Source organism: Yoonia sp. 72 (assembly GCF_034652275.1).
In the GTDB taxonomy this organism is placed as follows: domain Bacteria; phylum Pseudomonadota; class Alphaproteobacteria; order Rhodobacterales; family Rhodobacteraceae; genus Yoonia.
Map to the genome: position 1 here is coordinate 376,738 of NZ_JAXIWG010000004.1, position 23,734 is coordinate 400,471.

Here is a 23,734-nt window from a genome sequence, read left to right on the forward strand (position 1 = left end):
TCAGCGGAACGGCAGCAGCAATTCGACCCCCGGCATCGCGTCGATCACGTCAAGGTCTTGCTCGTAAAGCGCTGTCAGATGGGCAACGGTCGCTGCATCCATTTCGGGCAGCGTGATCTCTTCCTCGATGGCATCCGGCAGGGCATGGTCCGCCCAGATCGCCGCGATCATATCGTGGCGGTCCGCATCGGTGTCATAAGAGGCCTTCGCTAGGCTGTCCGACAAAAGCGTCAGTCCTTGGGCATCCAGCACCGTGGCCAGCAAGTCGGTGCCGCCCGCAAGGGTGCTATGTGCGCTAGCCCCCGACAGGCGGCGGATCAACTGGTCCCAGATCAGCGGCGAATCCTCGTTGCACCAGACCGTCAGGGGCGTATCCGGCGCGCCTAGCTTGATGCGGCGGACCACGTCGGACCAGCGGATTTCCTCGGGGGCCAGCACGCCAAGGGCCGCGCCGATGCTGGCCTGTTGCACGCGGCGCAGCGTGTCCTGCAGGAAACCCGCCGGATTGCGGATGGCCAGAAACAGGCTGATGTCGTCATCGGGGAACAGGCGGTGCAGGCCGCGCGTCTTGGTTTCTGCCTGCGGATAGAACACGCCATGTTCATAAATCCGGTTCGGCACGCAAAGAAAATTCTCGTTGCTCAGGACCAATCGTCGCAGATCGTCGGTATCGGTGATCGCATCAAGCAGGATGTCGCGCGTGTCGGGGTGCAGGTCATTGCCCGCAAGGCCCTGTATCGCCTCGCGGATCAGGCTGCGGTATTTGCCGGGACCGGGCACGGCAATGCCCTGCTGCCACAGCACATCGGCATTCTTGAGAACCGACTTCAGCAAACGGTCCTCGTCGGTGCAATGTGCGCCGATATGAAATGCGATCTGCATTTGGCGTCCCCGATTTTTGCGCTGCTCTATACCATAGGGCGCATTCTGGACAGTGAAACCGGTTTCGACTAAGCCAGAGGCCATGTCCGATCAAATAAGTCAGATTTCATTGCAACGGCCAAGGCGGCGCCGGATCGACCCGTGGTCGGTCGGGGCTTTCGTTATCGCCGCGACAGTGATGATGCCGATCCTCGCGGTGGTCTGGTTCGCGCTGACGCCGACCGAAAACATCTGGCCACATCTGATCAGCACCACGCTGCCGCGTTATCTGTCCAACACCTTTGTGCTGATGCTGAGCGTGGGCGCGATCACGGCCGTGGTGGGAACAGGGACGGCGTGGCTAGTCGTCATGTACCGCTTTCCGGGGCGCGCGTTCCTGCAATGGGCCTTGCTGATGCCGCTGGCGGTGCCCGCCTATGTGGGGGCCTATGCGCTGGTTGATTTTCTGGAATACGCAGGCCCCGTGCAGACCGCGCTGCGCGACACCTTCGGCTGGACCAGCCCGCGCGATTACTGGTTCCCCGCGATCCGCACCCGCGAAGCGGCCATCGTGGTGCTGAGTGCGGCCCTTTACCCTTACGTCTATCTGCTGGCGCGTGCGGCGTTCCGCGAACAATCGGGCGCCGCCTTCGAGGTCGCCCGCGCATTGGGGGCAGGAGCCTGGGGCCGGTTTTTGCGCGTGGGCTTGCCGCTGGCGCGCCCCGCCATCGCTGCCGCTGTCGCCATCGTGATGATGGAAACCGTCAATGATTACGGGACGGTGGATTTCTTCGCGGTCCAGACACTGACGACGGGGATCTTCTCGGTCTGGCTGCAGGCGGGCAACCTTGGCGGGGCGGCGCAACTGGCCAGCACGATGCTTGCGGTGATCGTGATTCTGGTGCTGGCCGAAAAGCTGAGCCGCCGCAAGATCAGGTTCTTCGGCTCGGCCCGTGGTGCGCGCCCTGTCTCGCCGGAACCATTGGTGGGGGTTAAGGCGTGGAGCGCCACCGCGCTGTGCCTGTTTCCAGTCCTCATGGGCTTCGTGTTGCCGCTGGCCGTGATCCTGAGCCATGCGTTCAATGCCCAGACATGGCTGGCCCCCGGCCTGCGCCGCGCGGTCATGCACACGGTCACGGTCGGCGGGATCGCGGCGGTGCTGACCGTCGTGGGCGGGGTGTTCATGGTCTATGGTGTACGGATATCGCGCCACCGGCTGCCCGCGCTGCTGATGCCGGTCACTGCCATTGGCTATGCCGCACCCGGTGCGGTGCTGGGGCTTGGTATCCTTGTGCCGCTCGCTGCCTTTGACAACCGTCTGGCCGATGGGATCGTCGCGGCCGGGTTCAGCGACCCCGGCCTGATCTTCACCGGATCTGCGGCGGCTTTGGTACTGGCCTATGTCGTGCGGTTCTTCGCCATCGCACAAGGCACGACGGATGCGGCTCTCGGGCGGGTGTCGCCCAGCCTGCCGATGGCCGCCCGCTCGCTCGGGCGGACGGCGGGCGGGACCCTGCGCGCGGTACATCTGCCGCTGGTGCGCGCCTCGCTTGCCTCTGCGCTGCTCTTGGTCTTCGTCGATATCGTCAAAGAATTGCCCGCGACCCTGCTTTTGCGGCCGTTCAACTATGAAACGCTGGCCACGCGGGTCCATGCGAAAGCTGTGCTCGAGAACCTCTCAGAGGCCGCCCCAGCCGCCTTGATGATCACCCTCGTGGGGCTGGCGGCAGTGATCCTTCTGGCGCGCGCCAACCGCTGAATTCCAAGGCGCGCATATTTTGCGCATTTCCGCCAAATCGGCATTGCCAGACCGTATTTGTCCCTGCTATACGCCCGCAAACCGGGGGATGCCCCGCACCAGTGCCCCTATAGCTCAGCTGGTAGAGCAACTGATTTGTAATCAGTAGGTCCGCGGTTCGAGTCCGTGTGGGGGCACCATCAAAACCCTTGAAAACCAGCACATGAAACGCCCCATGACCACAGCGAGGTTGCTGCTGCGCTGGTGTCAGCGCAGCATTCGCAGCAGGGCTTGCGATGGTTCGGCGGTCACGGGCAGGCCTTGGGCGCGCTGGAAAGCCTCGATCGCGCGGGTGGTATTGGCACCGATCACGCCATCGGCACCCTGGGTGTCGAAACCCCGCCGCGTCAGGCCGTTCTGCAAGGCGATACGGTCCGGTTTGGTCAGCCCGAAACGGTCGGGCGGAAAGGGCATCCGCAACGGGCCGCCACCGGCGATCCGGTCGGCCAGATGGCCTACGCCGATCGCATAGGCATCCGAATTGTTATAACGCTTGATCGCGCGGAAATTGGCGGTGGTGCTGAACCGTGGCCCGCCGGGTTGCGGTTCCAGCGCGCCGTTCGGGTCCTCGCGGCCCCAAGCCGTGCCGGTCTGCCAACCGCTGCGCGCGAGGTAATTGGCGGCACTGGCCAGCGCGTCGCTTGGGTCATCCGCCCAGATGTCGCGCCGCCCGTCACCGGTGAAATCCACCGCGAATTGGGCGAATGTCGTGGGGATGAACTGGGTATGGCCCATCGCCCCCGCCCATGATCCGGTCATGCGGGCGGGCGTGATGTCGCCTGCCTGCAGGATGCGCAGGGCTTCAAGCGTCTGTGCTTCGAAAAACGCGCCACGGCGGCCTTCGTAGGCCAGCGTCGAGGTGGCGGCGATCACGGGGATGTCCCCTTGCCGTTCGCCGTAAAAGCTTTCCAGCCCCCAGATCGCTGTGACGATATAGCGGCTTACGCCATAGCGCGCCTCGATCGCGTTCAGCACCGGCGCGTGACGGGCATAGGCCGCACGGCCTTTGGCGATGCGGTCGTCAGAGGCGGCGATGGCAAGGTAGTCTTCCAGCGTGCGGCGGAATTCGGTCTGGTTGCGGTCGCGCGTGACGACGCCTGGCAGAAAGCCCGCATTGCGGAAGGCCGCGTCGAAGGTCGCAGGCGATACGCCTTGCGCTGTCGCGCGTCCGCGAAACCCCGCAATCCAGGCATCATAGCCGGCATCGCGCTGCGGGAGCAGGTCGGGCGGCGTGGCACTGGCGGCGGCGGGCCGCACTGTGGTCATGGTGCTGCGCGGCGTGGTGGCGCAGGCCGCAAGCAGGCTTGCGCCCAGCCCCGCGATGATGAAACGTCTGTGGGTGGTCATGTCCTGCTCTCGCTTTTGTTTTCTTTTGGCGCAGTCTAGCGGCTTCTGCCGCTGGCACAATCCTGCCATCGCAGGGCAGGCGGGGCGTTGCCACAAATTACACGAAGTTTTGCATTCAGCTTCGCCGGTCGCTCTGGCATGAGATTGCGCGAAGAGGAGTCCGACACCGTGCCCGTCATCAATTGCGCCACATGGAACATCCACCGCGCCAAGGGGCGCGACGGCCGCGTCGATCCCGAGCGTGTGGCGGACGCGATTACCGGCGATCTCAGCCCTTTGGGTCGGCATCAGGTGCTGGCCTTGCAGGAGGCTGACGGCGAATGCCCGCCGCATGCGGGGATCCTCGATCTGGACCGGATCGCGGCGCAGACCGGTCTGCGCCATGTGCATGACCAGACCCATATGCGCTGGGGCCCGCAGAGCCACGGGTTTCTGGGCTCGATCCTGTTTGTGGACCCTGCGATCACCGTCACGGCCTGCGATGTCATCGACCTGCCCGGGCATTGCCATCGCGGGGCTGTCGTGGCCGAGGTGCTGCATGCGGGCATCGCCTGCCGGATCATGACCATGCATCTGTCGCTGTCGCAGCCCTTGCGGATCGTGCAGATGCGCATCATCGGCCAGTATCTGCGCCGCCGCCCCGCCATGCAGACCCTGCTTTTGGGCGATCTGAACGAATGGCGGCCTTGGTCGGGCCTTGCGTTTTCACCGCGCCTGCTGGGGCGGCGGTTCGAGGGCGGTGTCAGGCGGACCTTTCCGGCGCATCGTCCTGTGCTGCCTTTGGACCGCATCCTGTCGGACCGGGCAGGGGCAGTGCAGGATTTGCAGGTGGTCGATACTGCCGCGATCCGCGCGGCATCCGATCATCTGCCGCTTAGCGCGCGGGTGGCGTTGGGGTAGAAGGGGCTTTGCCCCTCGCCCGGATTTCATCCGGGCTCACCCCAGAGTATTTTTGGAAAAAAGAAGTCGTTACGCGCGCCAGAAGGGCCAGATGCGCCCGAAGACGCCGTCGCGCAGGATCAGGGCGTGATGCAGCGCCGCGCCGATATGCAGCGCAAGCACCGCAAGCAGTATGAAACGACCGTAGAAATGCGCCGATTTCGCGATTTCCGCGATGGCCTCGTTGCGCGGCAGAAGCGGGTGCAGCCCGATGGCACCTAGCCCCTCGATCGGGAAGCCGCCCATCGTCACACGGACATAACCCGTGATCGCCATGAAAAAGACCATCACATAGAGCAGGATATGCGTCGCCCCCGCGGCCTGTTTCTGCCAGCCGGGCATATGCGCGGGCAGGGGGGCAGGCGGGTTGAGCGCGCGGTAGGCCAGCCGGATCACCATCAAGAGCAGGATCACCACGCCAAGGTTCTTATGCAGGATGAAGAGCGCGTTCTGCGTGGCGCGGTCCAGCCCGTCGCCGACCATGATCCCGCCGACCGGCAGCATGACGATGATCGCAAGGGCCAGTCCCCAATGCAGAATCCGGGCGGGAAGGCGGTAACCGTTTTGCATGCAATGCTCCTTTGCGCCCAGCAAAGGGCGGTCGCGCGTTTGTGTCAACCGGTCAGTTGATCGCCGTTGACTTGGACGGGGTGATGCTATGTCTGGTCATATGGCTGTTACACTTGATCACCCTGCGCAAGAGGCGCGCCGCGGGCGGAACGTCCCGCTGCTTGTGCGCTTTGGCCTGCTGGCTGTCGCGAACCTATGGTTGCTGGCTGCCGTTGTCTATGGACTGTTCGGGGCCGAGCCTGCCGCATTCTGGACCGGTGGCGCGCTGGCGCTCGGGCTTTATCTTGGCCTGAATGCGCTTTTGCTGCGCGGACTGGTCCAGCATTATCCGCATGACCGGCTGGGTCTGTGCAATACTGTCACCCATTTCCGCGCGACCCTGACGGCGGGTCTGGCCGCTGTGGTGCCGAATGCGCCCGCTGTGGCCGCCGACCCCCTGCTGGCGTGGACTGTCGTTGCCATCGCCACCATTGCGCTGGCCTGTGACGGGATCGACGGCTGGGCCGCGCGCCGGTCGGGGCTGTCGAGCCGCTTTGGCGCGCGGTTCGACATGGAGGTTGATTCCGTCCTTGCGCTGCTGCTGGCGCTGGTCGTCTGGCAGACCGGCAAGCTTGGCGACTGGGTGCTGTTGCTGGGGCTGATGCGCTATCTCTATCTGGGCGCGATGTGGCTTTTGCCATGGCTGAACCGCCCGACGCCGCCGCGGTTCAGCGGCAAGCTGGTCTGCGTGATCCAGATTGCCGTGCTGATCGCGCTGCTTTCGCCGCTTGTGACCGGGCTGTGGGCTGTGGGGTTGGCTGGCTGTGCGCTCGCGCTGGTGATCTGGTCCTTCGGCGTCGATATCCGCTATCTGTGGCGCCTGCGCAGCGCATGAATCTGGTCTTGCGTCTTTTCGGGGTGGTGCTGGCTGCGGCCCTGCTGCATCTGGCGCTGATCCAGCCCAACCATCCGAACGCGATGACATGGGGGGCCTTGCGGCTGTTCCCGCTGGAACTGCCGGTGATCCTGTTGGCGCTGTTGGCCTTGTCGGGGCGCGCGCTGGTGTTTCGCGCGCTGCTGGTCGGGGTGCTGAGCCTGATCGTCATCCTCAAGATCGCGGATTATGCGAATTTCGTGGCTTACAATCGTGTGTTCAACCCTGCGACCGACATGGGGCTGATCCGCGCGGCCTATGAACTGGGGACAGGTGCCTTGGGGCCGGTTCTGGGCAATCTGGTGGCGGTTGGCGCGGCGCTGATGCCTTTCGCGCTGGCAGGCGCGCTTTGGTGGGCGACGGGGCGCTGGGTGCGGTTGCAACCGCCCGCAGGCTGGGCGCTGGTCTGGCGCGGGGGCTTCGGGGTGCTGGCGGTGCTGGCCGCTGGGGTGATGGTGGGCCAGATCGGGGCGGCCAAAGGGCAATGGGCGCTGCCTGTCAAGCCACCGGGGGCCGCGTTTTCCGCGCGGCTGGCCTATGACCGTGTGGGCCTTTACCGTGCGACGCAGGCCGAGCTTGCAGCCTTTGTCGCCGCCGCCGAAAGCGACCCTTTTGCCGCGGCCAGCCCGCTGTTCGACCGTCTGGCAGGCCGCGATGTCGTGTTCATTTTCATCGAAAGCTATGGGCGGGCAAGCTTTGACAACCCGCTTTACATCCCCACCCACAGCGCGACCCTGCGTGCGGCGCAAGACGATCTGGCGCAGATCGAGGCGATTGCGATGCGCTCGGGCTGGATGACCGCGCCGATCACCGGCGGGCAAAGCTGGCTGGCGCATACATCCATCGCCTCTGGCCTCTGGATCAGCGACCAGATCCGCTATCGCGCGCTGCTGGCCAGCCCGCGCAAGACGCTGTTCCAGCTGGCGACGCAAGCCGGCTATCACACCGCGACCGTGGTGCCAGCGATCACCCGCGACTGGCCCGAGGGGCCGCGCATCGGGTTCGAGACGATTTTGGCAAAGGACGATCTGGGTTATCAGGGGCTGCCGTTCAACTGGGTGACGATGCCTGACCAGTTCACGCTGACGGCCTATGACCGGCTGCTGGCCAAGGCGCCGCGCGACGGGCGGCCACTTTTTGCGGAAATCTCGCTCATTTCGTCGCATGCGCCCTGGGTGCCGGTGCCGGAGCTGATCGACTGGGACGATGTGGGCGACGGCACCGTGTTTAACGAGATCGCCCAATCGGACGATCCGCCCAATGTGGTCTGGCGCGACCATGACCGCGTGCGCGACCAGTATCGCCGTGCCATCGACTATGCGCTGCAGGTCAGCTTTTCCTATGTCGCGCGGCAGGGCGCGGATATGCCATTGTTCATAGTGCTGGGCGATCATCAGGCGGCGGGTTTTGTGGCCCAAGGCCCCAGCCTCGACGTGCCGGTCCATGTGATTGGCCCTACGGAGGTAGTCGCGATGATCGACCAATGGGGCTGGACGCCGGGCCTGTTGCCGGACGAAACGCTGCCCGCATGGTCGATGGATCTGTTCCGCGACAGGTTCTTGCGGGCGTATTCGACGGGGGTGCCGTAGGGGGGTAGGCCGGACGGAGCAAGCATTGGCACTATTGCAATTGGTCGATACCTTCGTCTGTACCGAAGCCACTTGGGGGTGCGAACGAATGACAGAAATGACAATCAGGCAAGAGCAAGACGATCAACTTTTGGCCGAGCTAAGCGCCTGCGAAGTAAGTGTGTGGGATGCGCTCACTCGTTGTGATCGACAGTCGGACGATGCAGCTTTGGCAGACACATTTTTGGGTGTCTACTCTGATGGGTTTGCCGGGAAGTGCGATCATGTTCAACAGCTTGGAAGTGGCGCGACGATGCAGTCCTACCGTCTCTCTATGCATAGAGTGATGGCCTTGGGTGCAGAGCATGCCGTGTTATCGTATCGAGTGGATTTCTTGCGTGCTGGCAAAGCCGATCCTGAAGCAATGTATGTAAGTTCAATATGGCAACGAATGGACGGGGGTTGGATCAATATCTTCAGCCAAGATACTGTTGCCACGGGCTGAACTTTTCAATCGACCCATATCTGTCCGAAGTGGGCTCAAAGCCGCCATATGAATTTCGCCCTTACCCCAGCCTACCCCTTCACCGCCCCTGCCATGATCGCCCGCACGATCAGTCTTTGCAGCGCAAGGAACGCCGCTAGCGCGGGCACCACCGCGACGAGGCAAGCGGCGGCCAGCAGTTGCGTGGTGGAGGCCGAACTCGACCCTGCGAAATTGTAGATCGCGACGGCAATCGGCAGTTGCCCGTCGCGGGTCAGCAGGATGAAGGGCACCAGAAACTGCGACCAGCCCATGATCATGTTCAGGATGAACGCCGAGGCCAGCGCCGGCGCCGCGAGCGGCAAGGTGATCCGCAGCAGGATTTCCGCGCGGTTGCAGCCGTCGATGGCGGCGGCTTCCTCGAGTGCTGCGGGGATCGCATCAAAACCAACCTTGATGAGCCAGACCGACAAAGGCACGCCGATCGCCATATAGACGGCGATGACCGACGCATGGCTTTCCAGCAGCCCCAGCCGGTCAAGATAGCGGTAAAGCGGAATAATCACGACCAAGGGCGAGATCATCTGCACCATCAGGATGCCGACCATCAGCGGCCCCTTGCCGCGGAAGGTGAACCGTGACGCAGCATAGGCGGCTGGGGTGGCGACCGCGACCGCGCCCAAAGCCCCCAGCGCACACAGCTTGACCGCGTTCCACAGATAGGTGCCAAAGGCGCGGTCGGTCAGGATCAGGCGGAAATTGTCCAAGGTCGGGGCCTCGGGGATGAAGCGTGCAGCACCCAGATAGACTTCAGCCGGGGTGCGCAACGACAGCGACACCAGCCACAACAGCGGCATCAGGAACAGCGCCGCCAGCACGATCCCCGCCAGATAGGTCAGCATGTCGCCAATGCGCGGGGTCATCGCGCGCCCCGCCGCATCAGCACGGCCAGATAGACCAGCGTCAGCATCATGCTGATCGCGAGCAGCAGCACCGCCAGCGCCGACCCGCCGCCCAGATCGTAGCTATAGAATACGCGGTTGAAGATGTTGAGCGACAGGACTTCCGTCGCGCGGCCCGGCCCGCCACCTGTCAGCGCAAGGATCGTATCGAATGTGTTCAGCGTCTGGATCGTCACGAGGATGGTGTTCACAAGGATCGCACCCCGCATCTGCGGGATGGTGATGAACAGGAATTGCGCCGTGGGGCTGGCCCCGTCCACCGCCGCCGCCTCATAGAGCACCGGATCGACGGCACGGCGCGCGGCGTAGAACACGATCATCGAAAAGGCGGACCCTTGCCAGACATTGGCGATCACCGCCGACAGCATGGCGTTGTCGGGGTCGGACAGCCATGCGACAGGGGCCAGCCCGATCAGGCGCAGCAGGGAATTGACCGCGCCGAACGGGGCCTCCGACAGCAGCATCTGCCAGATCAGCCCGTTGGCGATACCGGGGATCACCCATGCGGCCAGCACGATGGTGCGCAACAGGCCCATCCCGTAAAGCCCCCGCCTGTCACCGCGCACCAGCAGCAGGGCAATTGCCAGCCCCACGGCTTGCAGGCTGACCACGCTCAGCAGCGTGAACAGCCCCGTATTGCGCAGGATCACAGGCAGGCTGCTGTCGCCATAGGCGCTGGCATAGCCATCCAGCCCGTAGCCCGTGATCGGACGCAGCAGCGTCGCATCGCTAAAGCTGAAGCGGATCACATCCGCGACGGGGATCAGGAACACCCCGCCCAGCACCACAAGGACCGGCGCGAACCACAGCCAGATGCGCCGGTCTCCGGTCATGGTTTACAGCCGTTCGAATGCTGCATCGACAGCGGCGGCAGCGGCATCAAGCGCCTCTTCGGGCGTGGCAGTCCCCGACAGCACATCACCCAGCAGGATTTGCAACTGGTTGCTGATCTCGGGGTAGATCGCGACACCGGGACGAGCGACACCGTTCACCAAGGCTTCGGCAAAGGCATCGTATTCCGGCCCTTCGAAGGTGTCATAGGCGTCATAGATGCTGGCCGAGGTGGGCAGCAGCCCTTGGAACGCATTGCCTTCGGTGGCGTAGATTTCATAGGCCATGCGTGCGCAAATCTCGACCGCCGTCGGATCGTCGCTGAACGCGCCGATGGTCCACCCGCCGGTGCCGGTCGCACGCTGGTCAGCGGTCGGCCCGGGCAGTTCGCTCAGTTCCCAGTTGGCGAATTGATCCTCGGGCAGGGTGCCGCGCAGTTGGCCATATTGCCAGTTGCCACCAATGAAGAGGCCCGCCGTGCCAGCAGCGGCGGCGGCGTTGAATTCATCGTAGTTGATGATCGTCGTCACCCGCGACGGGGCGGCACCGCTATCGACCAGATCCTTGTAGAAATTGATCGCCGCGAGCATCTTGTCGCGGTTGTCGCCTTCGTTGAACACGGGGCGCCCGTCGGCATCGACCAGTTCACCGCCCTGCGCCCAGAAATTCGGCAACCAGTCGAACGCCGTGCCTTCCCAGCGTCCGCCATTGAACAACACGCCTTCGCGGCCCGCCTCGACCGTCGTCAGCGCGGCGGCTTGCAGGTCGTCCCAAGTGGCGGGGGCATCAGGCACGAGCGATGTGTCGCGATAGAGCACCTGCAGGCTGGTGAACCACCACCAAGCGAGCACATTGCCCTCGGCATCGCTGACCCCGTCGCGCACGAAGGGGAACAGATCGTCGATCTGCGCCTGCGTGAAATGGGCGTTCATCGGCGACAGCACACCCGCTGCCTTGAACAGCCCCAGCTGAGAGCTGTCGATCATCGCGCAATCAGGGCCACGGCCCGCGCGCACCTGTTCCAGCATCCGCGCCTGTTCCTGCCCGATATTGTCGGTCTGCAACTGCGTTTCGATCCGCCAGTCGGGGTAGTCGGCCATCAGGGCCAGAAACTTCTCCTCGAAGAATTCCCGCGTCGCATCGTCCGAGGAGTAAAGATCGAAGGCCGTCAGCCGGAAGGTCATGACATTTGGTGCATCGGCCGGGCCGACGCGGTCGCGCGTGATCAGGTCCTGCGGGAAAGCGGCAGAGGCGGACAGCGCAAGGGCAGCGGTCAACGGATAGGCAAGGGCGTAACGCATGTGGAAAAGTCTCCTGTTGGTGTTTTTATCGGGTCAGACGCAGGCCGGTCTCTGGATCAAACAGATGGGCGCGGGTCATGTCGGGTTGCAGGCAGCCGGTCGCACCGGGCCGCAAGTCAGGGCGCGGCTCAAGCCGGACCCAGACCGGCCCCAGCGCGTCGGTCTGCCACAGCGCCAGCGTTTCGGCGCCCAAAGGTTCAAGCAGCTCCAGCCTCGCGGGCAGGCCGGTGCTGGCCAGCCGCAGCGCCTCGGGCCGCATGCCCAAAGTGACAGGGCCGCGATGGGCCGTGGCGGGGGCGGGCAGGCGCAGGCCGCCTGTCAGCGTCAGCGCGGTATCGGTCAGCACCCCGTCGGCAAAGGTCATTGCGGGCGCGCCGATGAATTCGGCGACAAAGCGCGATACGGGTGTGTTGTATATCTCCATCGGCGTACCGATCTGCTCGATCCGGCCTGCGTTCATCACGACGACGCGGTCGGCCATTGTCATCGCCTCGGTCTGGTCGTGGGTGACATAGATCGTGGTGGTGGGCACGCGGGCATGCATGCGCTTGATCTCGGTGCGCATGGTCAGGCGCAGGCGGGCGTCGAGGTTGGAGAGCGGTTCGTCGAACAGGAATAGACGCGGATTACGCACGATGGCACGGCCCATGGCGACGCGCTGTTTCTGTCCGCCCGACAAATCGCCCGGCATCCGGTGCATCAGATCGGTCAGTTCCAGAGCGCGCGCGGCCTCGGCCACGGCGGTCTTGGTGTCGGCGCGGGACACACCTCTGCGGCGCAGGCCAAAGGCGATGTTCTGCGCGACCGTCATATGCGGATAAAGCGCGTAGTTCTGGAACACCATCGCCACATCGCGCTGGGCGGCCCCTTGATCGTTGACGCGTTTGCCTGCGATTTCGATATCGCCTGAAGTCGCGCTTTCCAGCCCCGCGATCAGACGTAGCGTTGTGGACTTGCCGCAACCTGACGGCCCCACCAGCACCACAAATTCATTGGCTGCCACATCAAGGTTGATACCCGCGACGGCCGCGGGTCCGGTGGCGAACCGCTTGACCAGATCGCGCAGGCGCAGTGTCGCCCCTTGGGGTGCCCTGTCCTGTGCCTGTGCCGGTTGCGGCTGTGCGATATTCAAGTTCATCATCCGAACATAGTGGTAACACCGCCGAGGTCCATAGAATCCGGGGAATTGACGGCGGGCGCTTGCAATTCCACACAACTGGCGGATATCTCGACCAATGTCCGAACGCCCTGATCCCCTTCCGGTTCCGCGCCGCGCCTCTTTCGGGGCAGTGTTGCGCGTTTTGGTGACACTCGCCATCCTTGCGCTGTTATGGCACCTGACCGACGGTCCGCAGGTTCTGGCGCTTTTGGCGCAGAGCGAATGGCTCTGGCTGCTGGCGGCTTTGGCCAGCGCGCACGGGCAGGTCCTGCTTTCTGCGCTACGCTGGCGGCTGACGGCGGCACAGCTGGACCAGCCCTTGCGCAAGCGCGATGCCATCGGGGAATACTACCTGTCGCAATTCGTCAATCTGGCGGTGCCGGGCGGTGTGCTGGGCGATGCAGGCCGCGCCGTGCGCCAGCGCCATCAGGCAGGCATGCTGCGCGCGGCACAGGCGGTGGTGCTGGAACGGCTGGTCGGGCAGGTGGCGCTTTTTGCGGTGCTGTTCGGCGGCTTCATCGTGGCCATCGCCGTGCCGGGGGGGCTGGTGTTGCCAGACTGGGTCAGTGATATCGTCGGCTGGCTGGCCCTGCTTGTCGTCGGACTTGTTGGTCTGGGTGCGGTCCTTTCGCGCGTGCCCGGGCCTGTATCGCGCGCAACGGCAGGGTTTCTGGCGGCGCTGCGTCTGGGGCTGCTGGCGCGCGGCGTCTGGCCGCGTCAGGTGGGCCTCAGCATCGCGATTGTGGCCTGCAATCTGGCAAGTTTCGCGTTTTGCGCTTTTGCGACCGGCACCGACCTGCCGTTTGTCGCGGTGGTGACGATCCTGCCCTTGATCCTGACCTCGATGATGATCCCGCTGTCGGTGGGTGGCTGGGGCCTGCGCGAAGGGGCAGCCGCCGCGATCTGGCCTGTCGTGGGTGCGCAGGCCGAGGCGGGGATCGCGGCCAGCATCGCCTTTGGCCTTGTCATTCTCGCGGCAAGCCTGCCGGGTGTGTGGTTTTTGCTGTCACAACGGCGGCGTCCGGCGTCTGCGTCCAGCGCGTCAGAATAGCGGTGCGGTCGCGCAGAACGGGGCTTGGGTCCAGCGTCTGCGGTGTGGCGAACAGCCAGCCCTGCGCGGGTTTCGCGGTCGCCGCGATCAGCAGGGGTGCCGCGATCATCGGGGCCATCACCGGCAAGAGCCAAAGAAGAACGCCCGTGGCAAAGACCAGCGTGACCAGCACCCCGATACAGCCGGCCGACACGATCCAGTGCGCGGCAAGATAGGCCTCGCGCAGGGTCACCGCGCCGCCCGTGCGGTCCTGCGCTGGCCAGCCGCCATCGCGACCGCGCAGGATCTGCCCGATGGCGCGCAGCTGGTACATCAGCAGGATCGGCGTCAGCAGCGACAGCACAAGCAGTTCCGCCACAGCCGAAGCCGTGCTGCGGATCACACCGCCAAAGCCGCGTGTGCGCCCGTGCAGGACGGCATCACACAGGTTCAGCGCCTTCGGCAACACCAGCAGCACCAGCACGCCCACCATCAGCCCTAACGCGATGGCGAAATTGGTGCGCGAGACGACCGGCAGGGTCAGACCCTCGAGCGACAGGCGGATCGTGCCCGAGGCCAGCGCCTCCGTCAGGATACTGGTCAGCACGAACCCCATCCAGACAGGGGCAAGCAGATAAGCGAAGATGCCTTGCACAAAGACAAACCTGCTCCATCCGGGCAAACCCTGCACAGCGACAAGGCGCAGATGCTGCAGATTGCCCTGACACCAGCGCCGGTCGCGTTTGGCGTGGTCGATCAGCGTTTCGGGCGTTTCCTCGAAACTGCCGCCAAGGTCGGTGTCGAGCCTGACGTTCCAGCCGCCGCGCGCCATCAGTGCGGCCTCGACGTAGTCATGGCTCATGATCGGGCCACCGAAGGGCGGTGCGCCGGGCAGGTCGGGCAGCCCGCAGCTTTGCGCGAAAGCACGAATGCGGATGATCGCGTTATGCCCCCAGAACGGACCCGTGCGCCCTTGCAGTCGTGCCAGACCACGCGCGAAGACGGGGCCGTGAAAGCCAGCCGCGAATTGCATCAGCCGCGCAAAGCGTGACCGCGCATTCACCACCACGGGCAAGGTCTGAAGCAGCCCCAGCGCGGGGTCGGCCTGCAACCGCAGCGCCATGTCCCGCATCGTTGCTCCTTCCATGATGCTGTCGGCGTCCAGAATGATGGCGTAATCATAGGCCGCACCCGAGGTGCGGATGAAATCCGCAATATTGCCCGCCTTGCGCCCTTGGTTGTCGGCGCGCCTGCGGTAAAAGATGCGGCCTTCGCCAAGGTTTTCCTGCAACAGCCGCAGGTACCAGTGCCGTTCCTGCGCGGCTTGGGCATCGTCCTGCGTGTCCGACAGGATCGCGAAATCAAAGCCCGCGCCATTCGTTGCCTGCCGCAAGGAGGCGTCCATCGCGGCGATGCGCGAAAAGGTGGCGGCGGGGTCTTCGGCAAAGATCGGCACAAGCACGACCACGCGGGCCCGCAACGGCGCGTCAAGTGGCGGATGGCGGGGCGGGCGCGCCACAAGGCCCAGTATGGCCAGCGCCGCACCCCATGCCAGCCAGAAGGTCGCGATCAACACCAGCGCGGCGCGCAAAAGGTCGAGAGCGGTGATCCCGCCGATCGTGCCGAAGATCAAAAACACACCGCCCGCCGTCAGCGCCGTGGCGGCGCAGGCCGCGATCACCAGAAAACGCAACATCACGGGCGTTGCTTGGGCGGGCATCTACTGGCGCGCACGTGGCGCAATCATGGCCCAGAGCCGCCAGAACAGGCCCGCCATCTCTGCCGGACCCGCGTTTGACAGGTCCTGAGGCGCAAAGGCCATAGGCGCATCGGGCAGGGCCTGCGCGGGCGAGGATGCGCCTGTGTGCGACGCTGATCTGGCAGGTGGTTGCGCCATGACGCCCCCGTGCTGTTGCCGTGCCTCAAGGGCCGCGGCCAGTTGCTTTGCGCAAAACATAGGTCTGGTGGTGGCTTTGGCCAGTCCGGCAATCTGGTCACATCGGGGGCCTGCGCGTCGCAAACGGACGATCAGGGCGCAGGCGGCCGCTGTAGCCTTGGGGCTGAGCCACATCCGAAGGACCCGCAGATTTGTCTGTCGCCACACCAACCGCACCCGCGCTGCCTGCCCACCGCCAAGGCGTGTTGCTGGTCTTTGCGGCAGGCGTGCTGTGGTCCACGGTCGGCCTTGGCGTGCGGTTGATCGAGGATGCGGTGGTCTGGCAAATCCTGTTCTATCGGTCAGTCAGCCTGTCGCTGTTCTTGTATATCGTGATCCGGTGGCGCAGCGGCGGGCAGGTGTTCGCGCAGGTCCGGCGCTGCGGGCGGGCAGGGGTCGTAGGCGGGCTTGCTCTGGTCGCGGCCTACGCGGGCGGTATCTATGCCATTCAGGCCACATCGGTGGCCAATGCGATGCTGCTTTTTGCCACGGCACCTTTTATGGCCGCCGTGCTGGGGTGGGTGGTTCTGGGCGAAGCCGTGCGCCGCGCGACATGGGGGGCAATCGGTGTGGCGATCGCGGGTATTGCGGTCATGGTCGCGGACCAGACGGGCGGGGTCACGCTGCACGGATCGTTGGCGGCACTGGGGTCGGCGCTGGGTTTTGCGGTCTTCACCGTCGCATTGCGCTGGGGCAAGGCGGCCGAGATGATGCCTGCGGTCTTTCTGTCGGGCCTGTTCGGGATTGGCCTGATGTTCGTGATCTGCATGGCGCTTGGCCTGCCGCTGGTCCTGTCGCCGCGCGATGGCGGGCTTGCGATGGGCATGGGCGTGTTTCAGGTCGGCGCGGGGCTGGTCCTGTATACGCTGGGATCAAAAAGCCTGCCTGCGGCCGAACTCGCCCTGCTGTCGCTGGCCGAAGTGCTGCTCGGCCCGTTTTGGGTCTGGCTGTTTTTGGGCGAGGCCGCGGGGGCGAACACGCTGATCGGCGGGACAGTCCTGCTGGCGGCCATCGCGGGCAATGCGCTGTCGGGCAAAAGACGCAAGCCGCCCCCTATATCGCCCTGACGCATGCGCGGAGTGGAACCTTTGCCTTTGGAAAACGCTATGTTAGCGTGACGTCTTGCCGTAAGCAGACCGCCGCAAGATGCAACTGACCAAGGAATAGGGATTGATGGCCGCGCTCAAAACGATCTGGCAGACAGGGGTCGCCGTAGTCGACACGGCGGGCGAAAAGCACCTTGGCCTGATTGCGGCAGGGGTCGCCTTTTTCGGGATGTTCGGGATCTTCCCGGGCCTTGCCGCGATCATCGCGATATTCGGGCTGATGGCCGACCCTGTCGCGATCGCCGACCAGTTGACGCTGATGGAGGATATCATCCCCGATGACGCCTACCGCTTGCTGGAAAACCAGATCAACGGGCTGGTCAATGCGCCGTCCCAGGCGCTTGGCTGGGCCAGCGTCGTGTCGATCCTCGTGGCGCTCTGGTCGTGCCGTGCCGCTGTCGGTGCGCTGATCGGCGGGCTGAACGCGATTGCGGGGCAAAAGCAGCGCAGCGGGTTGCGGCAGGTCGCGGTCGCGCTTTTGCTGACCTTTGCGCTGGTGTTTCTGGCGATCATCGCGGTCAATGTCGTGATCGTACTGCCCATCGTGATGGCCGTCTTGCCGATCCCCGAGGGCACGGCATGGCTGCTTGAAGGGCTGCGCTGGATCGTGGCGCTCTGCGTGTTGCTGGCGGCACTGGGGTTGCTTTACCGTTTTGGCCCGGTACGGATCGAAAGCCGGGGGCGGTGGGTCACGGTCGGCGCGCTGGTGGTAATCGTGCTGTGGATCGCGGCCTCGGCGGGGCTGTCGTTCTATCTGACCAATTTCGCAAGCTACAACGAAGTTTACGGCTCGATTGGGGCGGTGATCGGCATGATGCTTTGGCTTTACGTCAGCGCCTATCTGATCCTGCTGGGCGCGGCGCTGAACATGCATGTGCATGGCAGGCGCGCCAAGGATGCCGAAGCCACCTAACTGTCCGGGCCCTTGCGGGCCTCGGTGCCTCCGGCGGGGATATTTTTACTCGGAAGATGGTGTCAGGTGACGGCCGCCTTTTGCCGATATGCGGGCGCGTCCCAGAGCTTGTCGGTCATCACTTTGGCGATGATCTCGACCGCGCGTGCCACGTCGCCTGCGTCGATAAAGAGTGGCGTGAAGCCAAAGCGCATGATGTCGGGCGCGCGGAAATCGCCGACCACGCCTTGCGCGATACAGGCCTGCATCGCGGCATAGCCGTCGGCGAAACGGAACGACACCTGTGACCCGCGCTGTGCGGGATCGCGCGGGCTGGCGAGGCTTAGCATGGGGCAGGCGGCTTCAATCCCCGCGATGAACTGTTCGGTCAGCGCGATGGAGGCTTGGCGGATGTCGTGCAGGTCGATCTGGTCCCAGATGTCGAGCGAGGCGTCGAGGGCTGCGAGTTGCAGCACAGGCGGCGTGCCAACGCGCATCCGTTCGATCCCGGTGCCGGGGCGGTAGCCCGCCTCGAAGGCGAATGGGGCGGCATGGCCGAGCCAGCCCGACAGCGCAGGCTGGCAGCGGTCGATATGGCAGGGGGCCACATAGATGAACGCGGGCGCGCCCGGTCCGCCGTTGAGGTATTTGTAGGTGCAGCCCACCGCGAAATCGGCGCCGCAGCCTGCCACATCGACGGGCAGCGCGCCTGCCGAATGCGCCAGATCCCAGATCGCAATCGCCCCGGCGTCATGCGCCTTTTGCGTCAGGGCGGCCATGTCATGCATCCGCCCCGTGCGGTAATCGACCTGCGTCAGCATCAGCACGGCAAGATCGCTGTCGATATGATCCGCCACATCCTCGGGGGCGACGACGCGCAATTCATAGCCGCGGTCCAGCGACCGGATCAGCCCTTCGGCCATGTAGATATCGGAGGGGAAATTGCCGCTGTCGGTCAGGATCACCCGCCTGTCAGGCACCAGATCAAGCGCGGCGGCCAGCGCCTGATAGACCTTGACCGAGAGCGTATCGCCCAGAACCGTATGCCCCGGTTCCGCCCCGATGAGCCGCCCGATCCGGTCGGCGTAGCTGGTGGGTTGCGCCATCCAGCCTGCGCGGTTCCAGCCGGTGATGACCATCTCGCCCCATTCGCGTGTCACGCAATCATTGATCCGTGCGGCGGCGGCGCGCGGCAAAGGCCCCAGCGAATTGCCGTCCAGATAGATCATGTCGGCGGGCATCTGGAACATCGCCTTGGTCTGGGAAAAGTCGCGGAACATGGTTTTGGTCATACTTGGCCTCCTGCAATCTGGATCGTCTGCCCGTTCACGCTGCGCGCGCCATCCGAACACAGCCATAGGGCGGCGGCGGTGGTCTCGTCCACCTCGAGCAGGCGGCGGTGGCGGTTGCCCTTGGCGATCAGGTCTATCGCGCCTGCCTCGTCCACCGCGAACCTGTTCATCAGGCCGGGCAACTGGTTGTGGACGATCGCCGTGTCCACATAGCCGGGGCAGAGCGCGTTGAAGGTGATCGGGTGGGCCATGTATTCCTCGGACAATCCACGGATCAGTCCGATCACGCCGTGTTTGCTGACGGTGTAAGGGATCGCGTTTTTGAGCCCGCGCACGCCCGCGATGGAGGAGACAACGATCATCCGCGCGGCCATGTCGGGTGGCAAGGTTTCCAGCGCCGCCTGAAAGGTCAGAAATACACCGTCAAGGTTCGTGGCCATCGTCTTGCGCCATGCGGCCAGCGATGTTTTCGCAAAAGGCCCGCCTTCGGCGATCCCCGCATTGGCCACGCAGATCTGCACCGGGCCGCGTGCGGCAGCAGCAGAGGCGATGCCGTCACGGACGGAGGATTCGTCATCCACATCCATGACCAGCGCATGCAGACGGGGATGGGTTGCTGCGACCTCTGCCAGTCTCGCGCCATTGCGTCCTGTGATCGTGACCGCGGCACCCGCCGCGGCCAAGGCCAGCGCGATGCCTTTGCCGATCCCTGTGCCGCCGCCTGTCACCAGCGCGTGTTTGCCTGCATGTTCCATGTTGCCTCCCCGGTAGTTGCGCCCATGCTACCCGCACGGCGGGCATGGACAAGGGCAAAGCGGCGGGTCACAACGTCAGCCATGAAATGGATCGACATTCCCCCTGTCTGGCTTGTGCTGGCGCTTGTCATGACGTGGCAGGTTAGTGTGCTGCAGCCGCAGGTGCTGGCCATCAGCCATCCGGCGCTGGACTTGCTGGGCGGCCTGCTGGTGGGCGCTGGCCTTGTGCTGATGCTGCTGGCCGTGGCCGAGATGCGCAAGCGCAAGACCACCGTCATTCCCCATATGGAAGCGGATGCGCTGGTCACCACCGGCGTGTTCGCCCGCAGCCGCAATCCGATCTATCTGGGCGATGCGCTGATCCTTGCGGGGCTGGCCCTGCGCTGGGATGCGCCTGTCGCACTGCTGCTGGTGCCTTTGTTCATGGCCACGCTGACCCAGCGCTTTATCCTGCCCGAAGAGGACCGCCTGCGCCGCAAGTTCCGCGCCGATTTTGCGCGGTATTGCGAAAAGACCCGCCGCTGGCTGTGACTGTTAGCGCACGACAGGAAAGGACTTGCAGCCATTCCCTTGTGAAACAATCTTTCGCGCGCTAAGTCCGTTGCGACTGCTGACACAAATATGGGGGATGGTCCGTGAAAATCGGCACACCAAAAGAGATATTTGCCGGCGAAGACCGCGTTGCCATGACGCCTGCTTCGGCGAAAGACCTGCAAAAACTGGGCTATGATTGCGTGATCGAAACCGGGGCCGGTCTGGCCGCGGGCTTCACCGATCAATCCTATAAGGAGGCCGGTGTCGAGGTCGTCAAGACCGCTACGGCGCTTTACAAGGCCGCCGATATCATCGCCAAGGTCCGCCCCCCCGAGGACGCCGAGGTCAAGCGCCTGCGCGAAGGCCAGACGCTGATTTCCTTCTTCTACCCCGCGCAGAACAAGGACCTGATTGAGGCCGCCAACGCCAAGGGTGCCACCGTCATCGCGATGGATATGGTGCCGCGCATCAGCCGCGCGCAAAAGATGGATGCGCTGTCGTCGATGGCCAATATCGCGGGTTACCGCGCTGTGATCGAGGCGGGCAATAATTTTGGTCGCTTCTTCACCGGCCAGATCACCGCCGCAGGCAAGGTGCCGCCCGCCAAGGTGCTGGTCGTCGGCGCGGGTGTCGCAGGTCTTGCCGCGATCGGGACGGCCACGAGCCTTGGTGCGATCACCTATGCTTTCGACGTGCGGCCCGAAGTGGCCGAACAGGTCGAATCGATGGGCGCGCAATTTGTGTTCCTCGATTTCAAGGAAGAACAGCAGGACGGCGCCAAGACAGGCGGCTATGCCTCTGTCTCCAGCCCCGAATTTGCTGCAGCGCAGCTGGCCAAGTTCCGCGAAATCGCGCCGGATATGGATATCGTCATCACCACGGCGCTGATCCCCGGCCGTGATGCGCCCGAGCTTTGGACGCCCGACATGGTCGCCTCGATGAAACCCGGTTCGGTCATCATCGACCTTGCTGCCGAACGCGGCGGCAACTGCAAGCTGACGGTCAAGGACGAACGGATCGTCACCGACAACGGCGTCATCATCATCGGCTATACAGACTATCCCAGCCGGATGGCCGCCCAAGCCTCGACGCTTTATTCCACCAACATCCGCCACATGATGACCGATCTGACACCGGCCAAGGACGGTGTGCCGGTGCATAACATGGAGGATGACGTGATCCGTGGTGCGACGGCGACCCACCAAGGGGCGATCACCTTCCCGCCGCCGCCGCCCAAGATCAACGCGATTGCGCAGGTCGCCAAAAAGAACCAGCCCAAGGAACTGACGGCGGAAGAAAAACGCGCCAAGGAAACCGCCGATTTCAAGACGCAGACCCGCAATCAGGTGACCTTGCTCGTCGTCGGTGCGGCGCTGCTGCTGGGCGTCGGTCTGGTGGCGCCCGCCAGCTTCATGCAGCATTTCATCGTCTTTGTGCTGGCGGTTTTCGTGGGCTTTCAGGTCATCTGGAACGTCGCGCACAGCCTGCACACACCGCTCATGGCGATCACCAATGCGATTTCCTCGATCATTATTCTGGGCGCCTTGACGCAGATCGGGTCGGGGTCGTGGCTTGTGGTGTTCCTTGCGGCACTCGCCGTGTTCATGACCGGCATCAATATTTTCGGCGGCTTTCTGGTCACACGGCGCATGCTTGCCATGTTCCAGAAGTCGTAAAGGGGTAAAGAGAAATGGAATACGGTTTCACAACAGCGGCTTACGTCGTCGCAGCAATTCTCTTTATCCTGTCTCTTGGCGGTCTGTCGGGGCAGGAAAGCGCCAAGCGCGCGGTCTGGTACGGCATGGCGGGCATGGCGCTGGCCGTGTCTGCAACGCTGGTCGGCCCGGGTGCGGGGTTCTGGCTTTTGTCGCTGATCCTGATCGCGGGGGGTGGTGCCATCGGTTACCAGCTTGCGACCAAGGTGCAGATGACGCAGATGCCCGAACTGGTCGCCGCGATGCACAGCCTTGTGGGTCTGGCCGCCGTGCTGGTCGGGTTCATCGCGCATTTCGAACTGGGCCGCGTCGCGGGCATGGATGCGATCGAGCGTGCGAGCCTTGATGGTTTTGCAGCCCTTCTGGCCTATAAAACGCCTGTCGAGATCAATATCCTGCGGGTCGAGCTGTTCCTTGGTATCTTCATCGGCGCGATCACCTTTACCGGATCGGTCATTGCCTATGGCAAGCTCGCGGGCAAGGTGAACACGGCCGCTGCGAAACTGCCGGGTGGTCACATGCTGAATGCGGCGGCGGCGGCGATCTCGGTGCTGTGCCTGATCTGGTACTTCAACACGGGCGGTTTCTTCCCGCTGTTCCTGATGACGCTGGCCGCACTTTTCATCGGCTATCACCTCATCATGGGGATCGGCGGGGCGGATATGCCTGTCGTCGTGTCGATGCTGAACAGCTATTCGGGCTGGGCGGCGGCGGCGATCGGGTTCAGCCTTGGCAATGACCTGCTGATCGTGGTCGGCGCGCTCGTCGGCTCCTCCGGCGCGATCTTGTCCTATATCATGTGCAAGGCGATGAACCGCAGCTTTGTGTCCGTTATTCTGGGGGGCTTCGGTGGCCCGCAGGGTGAACAGATGGCGGTCGAGGGCGAACAGATCGCCATCGACAGCGATGGTGTCGCCACCGCGCTGAACGAGGCCGACAGCGTGATCATCATCCCGGGTTACGGCATGGCGGTGGCACAGGCGCAGGCCTCGGTCGCCGAACTGACCCGCAAACTGCGCGCCAAGGGCAAGACTGTGCGTTTCGCCATTCACCCCGTCGCGGGGCGTTTGCCGGGCCACATGAACGTGCTGCTGGCCGAGGCGAAAGTGCCTTACGACATCGTCATGGAAATGGACGAGATCAACGAGGATTTCCCGTCGACCGATGTGGTCATCGTGATCGGGTCCAATGACATCGTGAACCCCGCCGCCCAGGACGACCCCAACAGCCCCATCGCTGGCATGCCGGTGCTGGAATGCTGGAAGGCGAAACAGGTGTTCGTGTCCAAGCGCGGGCAGGGCACCGGTTATTCCGGGATCGAGAACCCGCTGTTCTATAAAGAAAACACGCGGATGTTCTATGGCGATGCGAAAAAGTCGCTGGACGAATTGCTACCCAAGATCGACTGATCCTGACGCCAGACAGGAAAAGGCCCGCCATCACGGCGGGCCTTTTGCGTTGCGTGGGGAAGACCTTTGGGAATGGCGGCTTCGAGCCCAGAGTGACTGATGCTGCGTGATGCAGGGACGTCCGCTATCGCGGTCGATCCAAAAACCTCCAATTCCTGCTTGGGTGTTGAACGGGGTTTGTGGTTGCTTCAATCGAGGTGTTTTAATTATGCACCAAAAACGAGTTTGTTGAACGCCCTACTGTCTCAGAGTAGAGTAACGGACGGGAGAGACCGCCATGTCACTTTGGAAATCATTTTTCCGAAAATCTGGGCCACCAGATTTTGCTGGCC

At 64.0% G+C, this 23,734-nt stretch carries 22 protein-coding genes and 1 tRNA gene; 12 read left to right on the forward strand and 11 right to left on the reverse strand.

From position 1 onward, the window contains the following. Window positions 1–882 carry a hypothetical protein gene (locus VCK47_RS17050; RefSeq protein WP_322891297.1) on the reverse strand — a complete coding sequence of 294 codons (882 nt, stop codon included), beginning with the start codon at window positions 880–882 and terminating at the stop codon, window positions 1–3. A gap of 82 nt (window positions 883–964) precedes the next feature. Between VCK47_RS17050 and VCK47_RS17055 the strand changes: the two genes are divergently transcribed. Both VCK47_RS17055 and VCK47_RS17060 read left to right on the forward strand, forming a co-directional pair. Beyond that, a complete protein-coding gene (locus tag VCK47_RS17055; protein WP_322891296.1) occupies window positions 965–2,620 on the forward strand; it encodes an iron ABC transporter permease in 1,656 nt (551 codons plus the stop codon). Between the two features lie 103 nt (window positions 2,621–2,723). Then, window positions 2,724–2,799 (forward strand) — tRNA-Thr (locus VCK47_RS17060). 67 nt (window positions 2,800–2,866) lie between these two features. On the opposite strand, the gene VCK47_RS17065 is transcribed toward VCK47_RS17060, so the two are convergent. Then, on the reverse strand, window positions 2,867–4,006 hold the full coding sequence (locus VCK47_RS17065; protein WP_322891295.1) for a lytic murein transglycosylase: 1,140 nt from the start codon (window positions 4,004–4,006) through the stop codon (window positions 2,867–2,869). 138 nt (window positions 4,007–4,144) lie between these two features. On the opposite strand from VCK47_RS17065, the gene VCK47_RS17070 reads away from it, so the two are divergent. Continuing rightward, the gene (locus VCK47_RS17070) at window positions 4,145–4,906 is read left to right on the forward strand and encodes an endonuclease/exonuclease/phosphatase family protein (protein ID WP_322891294.1); all 762 of its coding nucleotides are present in this window, start codon (window positions 4,145–4,147) and stop codon (window positions 4,904–4,906) included. 69 nt (window positions 4,907–4,975) lie between these two features. On the opposite strand, the gene VCK47_RS17075 is transcribed toward VCK47_RS17070, so the two are convergent. Next, the gene (locus VCK47_RS17075; protein WP_322891293.1) at window positions 4,976–5,515 is read right to left on the reverse strand and encodes a cytochrome b; all 540 of its coding nucleotides are present in this window, start codon (window positions 5,513–5,515) and stop codon (window positions 4,976–4,978) included. A 100-nt stretch (window positions 5,516–5,615) separates the two neighbouring features. Between VCK47_RS17075 and VCK47_RS17080 the strand changes: the two genes are divergently transcribed. From VCK47_RS17080 to VCK47_RS17090, 3 genes are all read left to right on the forward strand, one after another. After that, a complete protein-coding gene (locus VCK47_RS17080; RefSeq protein WP_322891292.1) occupies window positions 5,616–6,389 on the forward strand; it encodes a CDP-alcohol phosphatidyltransferase family protein in 774 nt (257 codons plus the stop codon). Then, window positions 6,386–8,017, forward strand: a complete 1,632-nt coding sequence (locus tag VCK47_RS17085) for a sulfatase-like hydrolase/transferase (RefSeq protein WP_322891291.1) — start codon at window positions 6,386–6,388, stop codon at window positions 8,015–8,017. The genes VCK47_RS17080 and VCK47_RS17085 overlap by 4 nt, the downstream gene beginning before the upstream one ends. Window positions 8,018–8,105: 88 nt before the next feature. Further along, on the forward strand, window positions 8,106–8,501 hold the full coding sequence (locus tag VCK47_RS17090) for a nuclear transport factor 2 family protein (RefSeq protein ID WP_322891290.1): 396 nt from the start codon (window positions 8,106–8,108) through the stop codon (window positions 8,499–8,501). Between the two features lie 71 nt (window positions 8,502–8,572). Here VCK47_RS17090 and VCK47_RS17095 read toward each other — a convergent pair whose 3' ends face one another. From VCK47_RS17095 to VCK47_RS17110, 4 genes are read right to left on the reverse strand one after another with little or no spacing between them, the layout of a single operon-like run. Beyond that, entirely contained in the window at window positions 8,573–9,403 is an 831-nt protein-coding gene (locus VCK47_RS17095) for a carbohydrate ABC transporter permease (protein ID WP_322891289.1), read from the reverse strand. Beyond that, window positions 9,400–10,275 (reverse strand): sugar ABC transporter permease, encoded by an 876-nt coding sequence (locus VCK47_RS17100; protein WP_322891288.1) that lies wholly within the window; start codon window positions 10,273–10,275, stop codon window positions 9,400–9,402. The genes VCK47_RS17095 and VCK47_RS17100 overlap by 4 nt, the downstream gene beginning before the upstream one ends. A gap of 3 nt (window positions 10,276–10,278) precedes the next feature. Next, window positions 10,279–11,574: an extracellular solute-binding protein gene (locus VCK47_RS17105; protein WP_322891287.1), complete on the reverse strand. Its 1,296-nt coding sequence runs from the start codon at window positions 11,572–11,574 to the stop codon at window positions 10,279–10,281. Window positions 11,575–11,599: 25 nt separating this feature from the next. Further along, window positions 11,600–12,712 (reverse strand): sn-glycerol-3-phosphate ABC transporter ATP-binding protein UgpC, encoded by a 1,113-nt coding sequence (locus VCK47_RS17110; protein WP_322892303.1) that lies wholly within the window; start codon window positions 12,710–12,712, stop codon window positions 11,600–11,602. 97 nt (window positions 12,713–12,809) lie between these two features. On the opposite strand from VCK47_RS17110, the gene VCK47_RS17115 reads away from it, so the two are divergent. Further along, on the forward strand, window positions 12,810–13,784 hold the full coding sequence (locus VCK47_RS17115) for a lysylphosphatidylglycerol synthase transmembrane domain-containing protein (RefSeq protein ID WP_322891285.1): 975 nt from the start codon (window positions 12,810–12,812) through the stop codon (window positions 13,782–13,784). Here VCK47_RS17115 and mdoH read toward each other — a convergent pair. Together mdoH and VCK47_RS17125 are read right to left on the reverse strand one after the other, a co-directional pair. Next, window positions 13,699–15,483, reverse strand: coding sequence for a glucans biosynthesis glucosyltransferase MdoH (gene mdoH, locus VCK47_RS17120; RefSeq protein ID WP_416236687.1), 1,785 nt, complete (start codon window positions 15,481–15,483; stop codon window positions 13,699–13,701). The two genes, VCK47_RS17115 and mdoH, sit on opposite strands and share 86 nt — an antisense overlap. Beyond that, window positions 15,484–15,660: a hypothetical protein gene (locus VCK47_RS17125; RefSeq protein WP_322891283.1), complete on the reverse strand. Its 177-nt coding sequence runs from the start codon at window positions 15,658–15,660 to the stop codon at window positions 15,484–15,486. It lies immediately after the preceding gene. A gap of 191 nt (window positions 15,661–15,851) precedes the next feature. On the opposite strand from VCK47_RS17125, the gene VCK47_RS17130 reads away from it, so the two are divergent. Together VCK47_RS17130 and VCK47_RS17135 are read left to right on the forward strand one after the other, a co-directional pair. Next, the gene (locus VCK47_RS17130; RefSeq protein ID WP_322891282.1) at window positions 15,852–16,766 is read left to right on the forward strand and encodes a DMT family transporter; all 915 of its coding nucleotides are present in this window, start codon (window positions 15,852–15,854) and stop codon (window positions 16,764–16,766) included. Window positions 16,767–16,872: 106 nt separating this feature from the next. Then, on the forward strand, window positions 16,873–17,718 hold the full coding sequence (locus VCK47_RS17135) for a YihY/virulence factor BrkB family protein (RefSeq protein ID WP_322891281.1): 846 nt from the start codon (window positions 16,873–16,875) through the stop codon (window positions 17,716–17,718). 62 nt (window positions 17,719–17,780) lie between these two features. Here VCK47_RS17135 and kynU read toward each other — a convergent pair whose 3' ends face one another. Further along, window positions 17,781–18,989 carry a kynureninase gene (gene kynU, locus VCK47_RS17140; RefSeq protein ID WP_322891280.1) on the reverse strand — a complete coding sequence of 403 codons (1,209 nt, stop codon included), beginning with the start codon at window positions 18,987–18,989 and terminating at the stop codon, window positions 17,781–17,783. Beyond that, window positions 18,986–19,744, reverse strand: a complete 759-nt coding sequence (locus VCK47_RS17145) for an SDR family oxidoreductase (RefSeq protein WP_322891279.1) — start codon at window positions 19,742–19,744, stop codon at window positions 18,986–18,988. The genes kynU and VCK47_RS17145 overlap by 4 nt, the downstream gene beginning before the upstream one ends. Window positions 19,745–19,825: 81 nt before the next feature. On the opposite strand from VCK47_RS17145, the gene VCK47_RS17150 reads away from it, so the two are divergent. The 3 genes from VCK47_RS17150 to VCK47_RS17160 all read left to right on the forward strand — a co-directional run bounded on the left by VCK47_RS17150 (window position 19,826) and on the right by VCK47_RS17160 (window position 23,402). After that, entirely contained in the window at window positions 19,826–20,275 is a 450-nt protein-coding gene (locus tag VCK47_RS17150) for an isoprenylcysteine carboxylmethyltransferase family protein (RefSeq protein WP_322891278.1), read from the forward strand. A 104-nt stretch (window positions 20,276–20,379) separates the two neighbouring features. Continuing rightward, on the forward strand, window positions 20,380–21,954 hold the full coding sequence (locus tag VCK47_RS17155; RefSeq protein ID WP_322891277.1) for a Re/Si-specific NAD(P)(+) transhydrogenase subunit alpha: 1,575 nt from the start codon (window positions 20,380–20,382) through the stop codon (window positions 21,952–21,954). Between the two features lie 14 nt (window positions 21,955–21,968). Then, window positions 21,969–23,402: an NAD(P)(+) transhydrogenase (Re/Si-specific) subunit beta gene (locus tag VCK47_RS17160; RefSeq protein ID WP_322891276.1), complete on the forward strand. Its 1,434-nt coding sequence runs from the start codon at window positions 21,969–21,971 to the stop codon at window positions 23,400–23,402. The last annotated feature ends 332 nt before the right edge of the window (window positions 23,403–23,734 follow it).

Coding starts and splice junctions, on each gene's coding strand:
- VCK47_RS17105 (WP_322891287.1), bottom strand. CDS start 11,574: ATGCGTTACGCCCTTGCCTATCCGTTGACCGCTGCCCTTGCGCTGTCC.
- VCK47_RS17100 (WP_322891288.1), bottom strand. CDS start 10,275: ATGACCGGAGACCGGCGCATCTGGCTGTGGTTCGCGCCGGTCCTTGTG.
- VCK47_RS17135 (WP_322891281.1), top strand. CDS start 16,873: ATGGCCGCGCTCAAAACGATCTGGCAGACAGGGGTCGCCGTAGTCGAC.
- VCK47_RS17125 (WP_322891283.1), bottom strand. CDS start 15,660: ATGGCGCAACCACCTGCCAGATCAGCGTCGCACACAGGCGCATCCTCG.
- VCK47_RS17080 (WP_322891292.1), top strand. CDS start 5,616: ATGGCTGTTACACTTGATCACCCTGCGCAAGAGGCGCGCCGCGGGCGG.
- VCK47_RS17075 (WP_322891293.1), bottom strand. CDS start 5,515: ATGCAAAACGGTTACCGCCTTCCCGCCCGGATTCTGCATTGGGGACTG.
- VCK47_RS17065 (WP_322891295.1), bottom strand. CDS start 4,006: ATGACCACCCACAGACGTTTCATCATCGCGGGGCTGGGCGCAAGCCTG.
- VCK47_RS17145 (WP_322891279.1), bottom strand. CDS start 19,744: ATGGAACATGCAGGCAAACACGCGCTGGTGACAGGCGGCGGCACAGGG.
- VCK47_RS17090 (WP_322891290.1), top strand. CDS start 8,106: ATGACAGAAATGACAATCAGGCAAGAGCAAGACGATCAACTTTTGGCC.
- VCK47_RS17150 (WP_322891278.1), top strand. CDS start 19,826: ATGAAATGGATCGACATTCCCCCTGTCTGGCTTGTGCTGGCGCTTGTC.
- VCK47_RS17070 (WP_322891294.1), top strand. CDS start 4,145: ATGAGATTGCGCGAAGAGGAGTCCGACACCGTGCCCGTCATCAATTGC.
- VCK47_RS17095 (WP_322891289.1), bottom strand. CDS start 9,403: ATGACCCCGCGCATTGGCGACATGCTGACCTATCTGGCGGGGATCGTG.
- VCK47_RS17110 (WP_322892303.1), bottom strand. CDS start 12,712: ATGAACTTGAATATCGCACAGCCGCAACCGGCACAGGCACAGGACAGG.
- VCK47_RS17085 (WP_322891291.1), top strand. CDS start 6,386: ATGAATCTGGTCTTGCGTCTTTTCGGGGTGGTGCTGGCTGCGGCCCTG.
- kynU (WP_322891280.1), bottom strand. CDS start 18,989: ATGACCAAAACCATGTTCCGCGACTTTTCCCAGACCAAGGCGATGTTC.
- VCK47_RS17160 (WP_322891276.1), top strand. CDS start 21,969: ATGGAATACGGTTTCACAACAGCGGCTTACGTCGTCGCAGCAATTCTC.
- VCK47_RS17050 (WP_322891297.1), bottom strand. CDS start 882: ATGCAGATCGCATTTCATATCGGCGCACATTGCACCGACGAGGACCGT.
- mdoH (WP_416236687.1), bottom strand. CDS start 15,483: ATGCCCGCCCAAGCAACGCCCGTGATGTTGCGTTTTCTGGTGATCGCG.
- VCK47_RS17055 (WP_322891296.1), top strand. CDS start 965: ATGTCCGATCAAATAAGTCAGATTTCATTGCAACGGCCAAGGCGGCGC.
- VCK47_RS17115 (WP_322891285.1), top strand. CDS start 12,810: ATGTCCGAACGCCCTGATCCCCTTCCGGTTCCGCGCCGCGCCTCTTTC.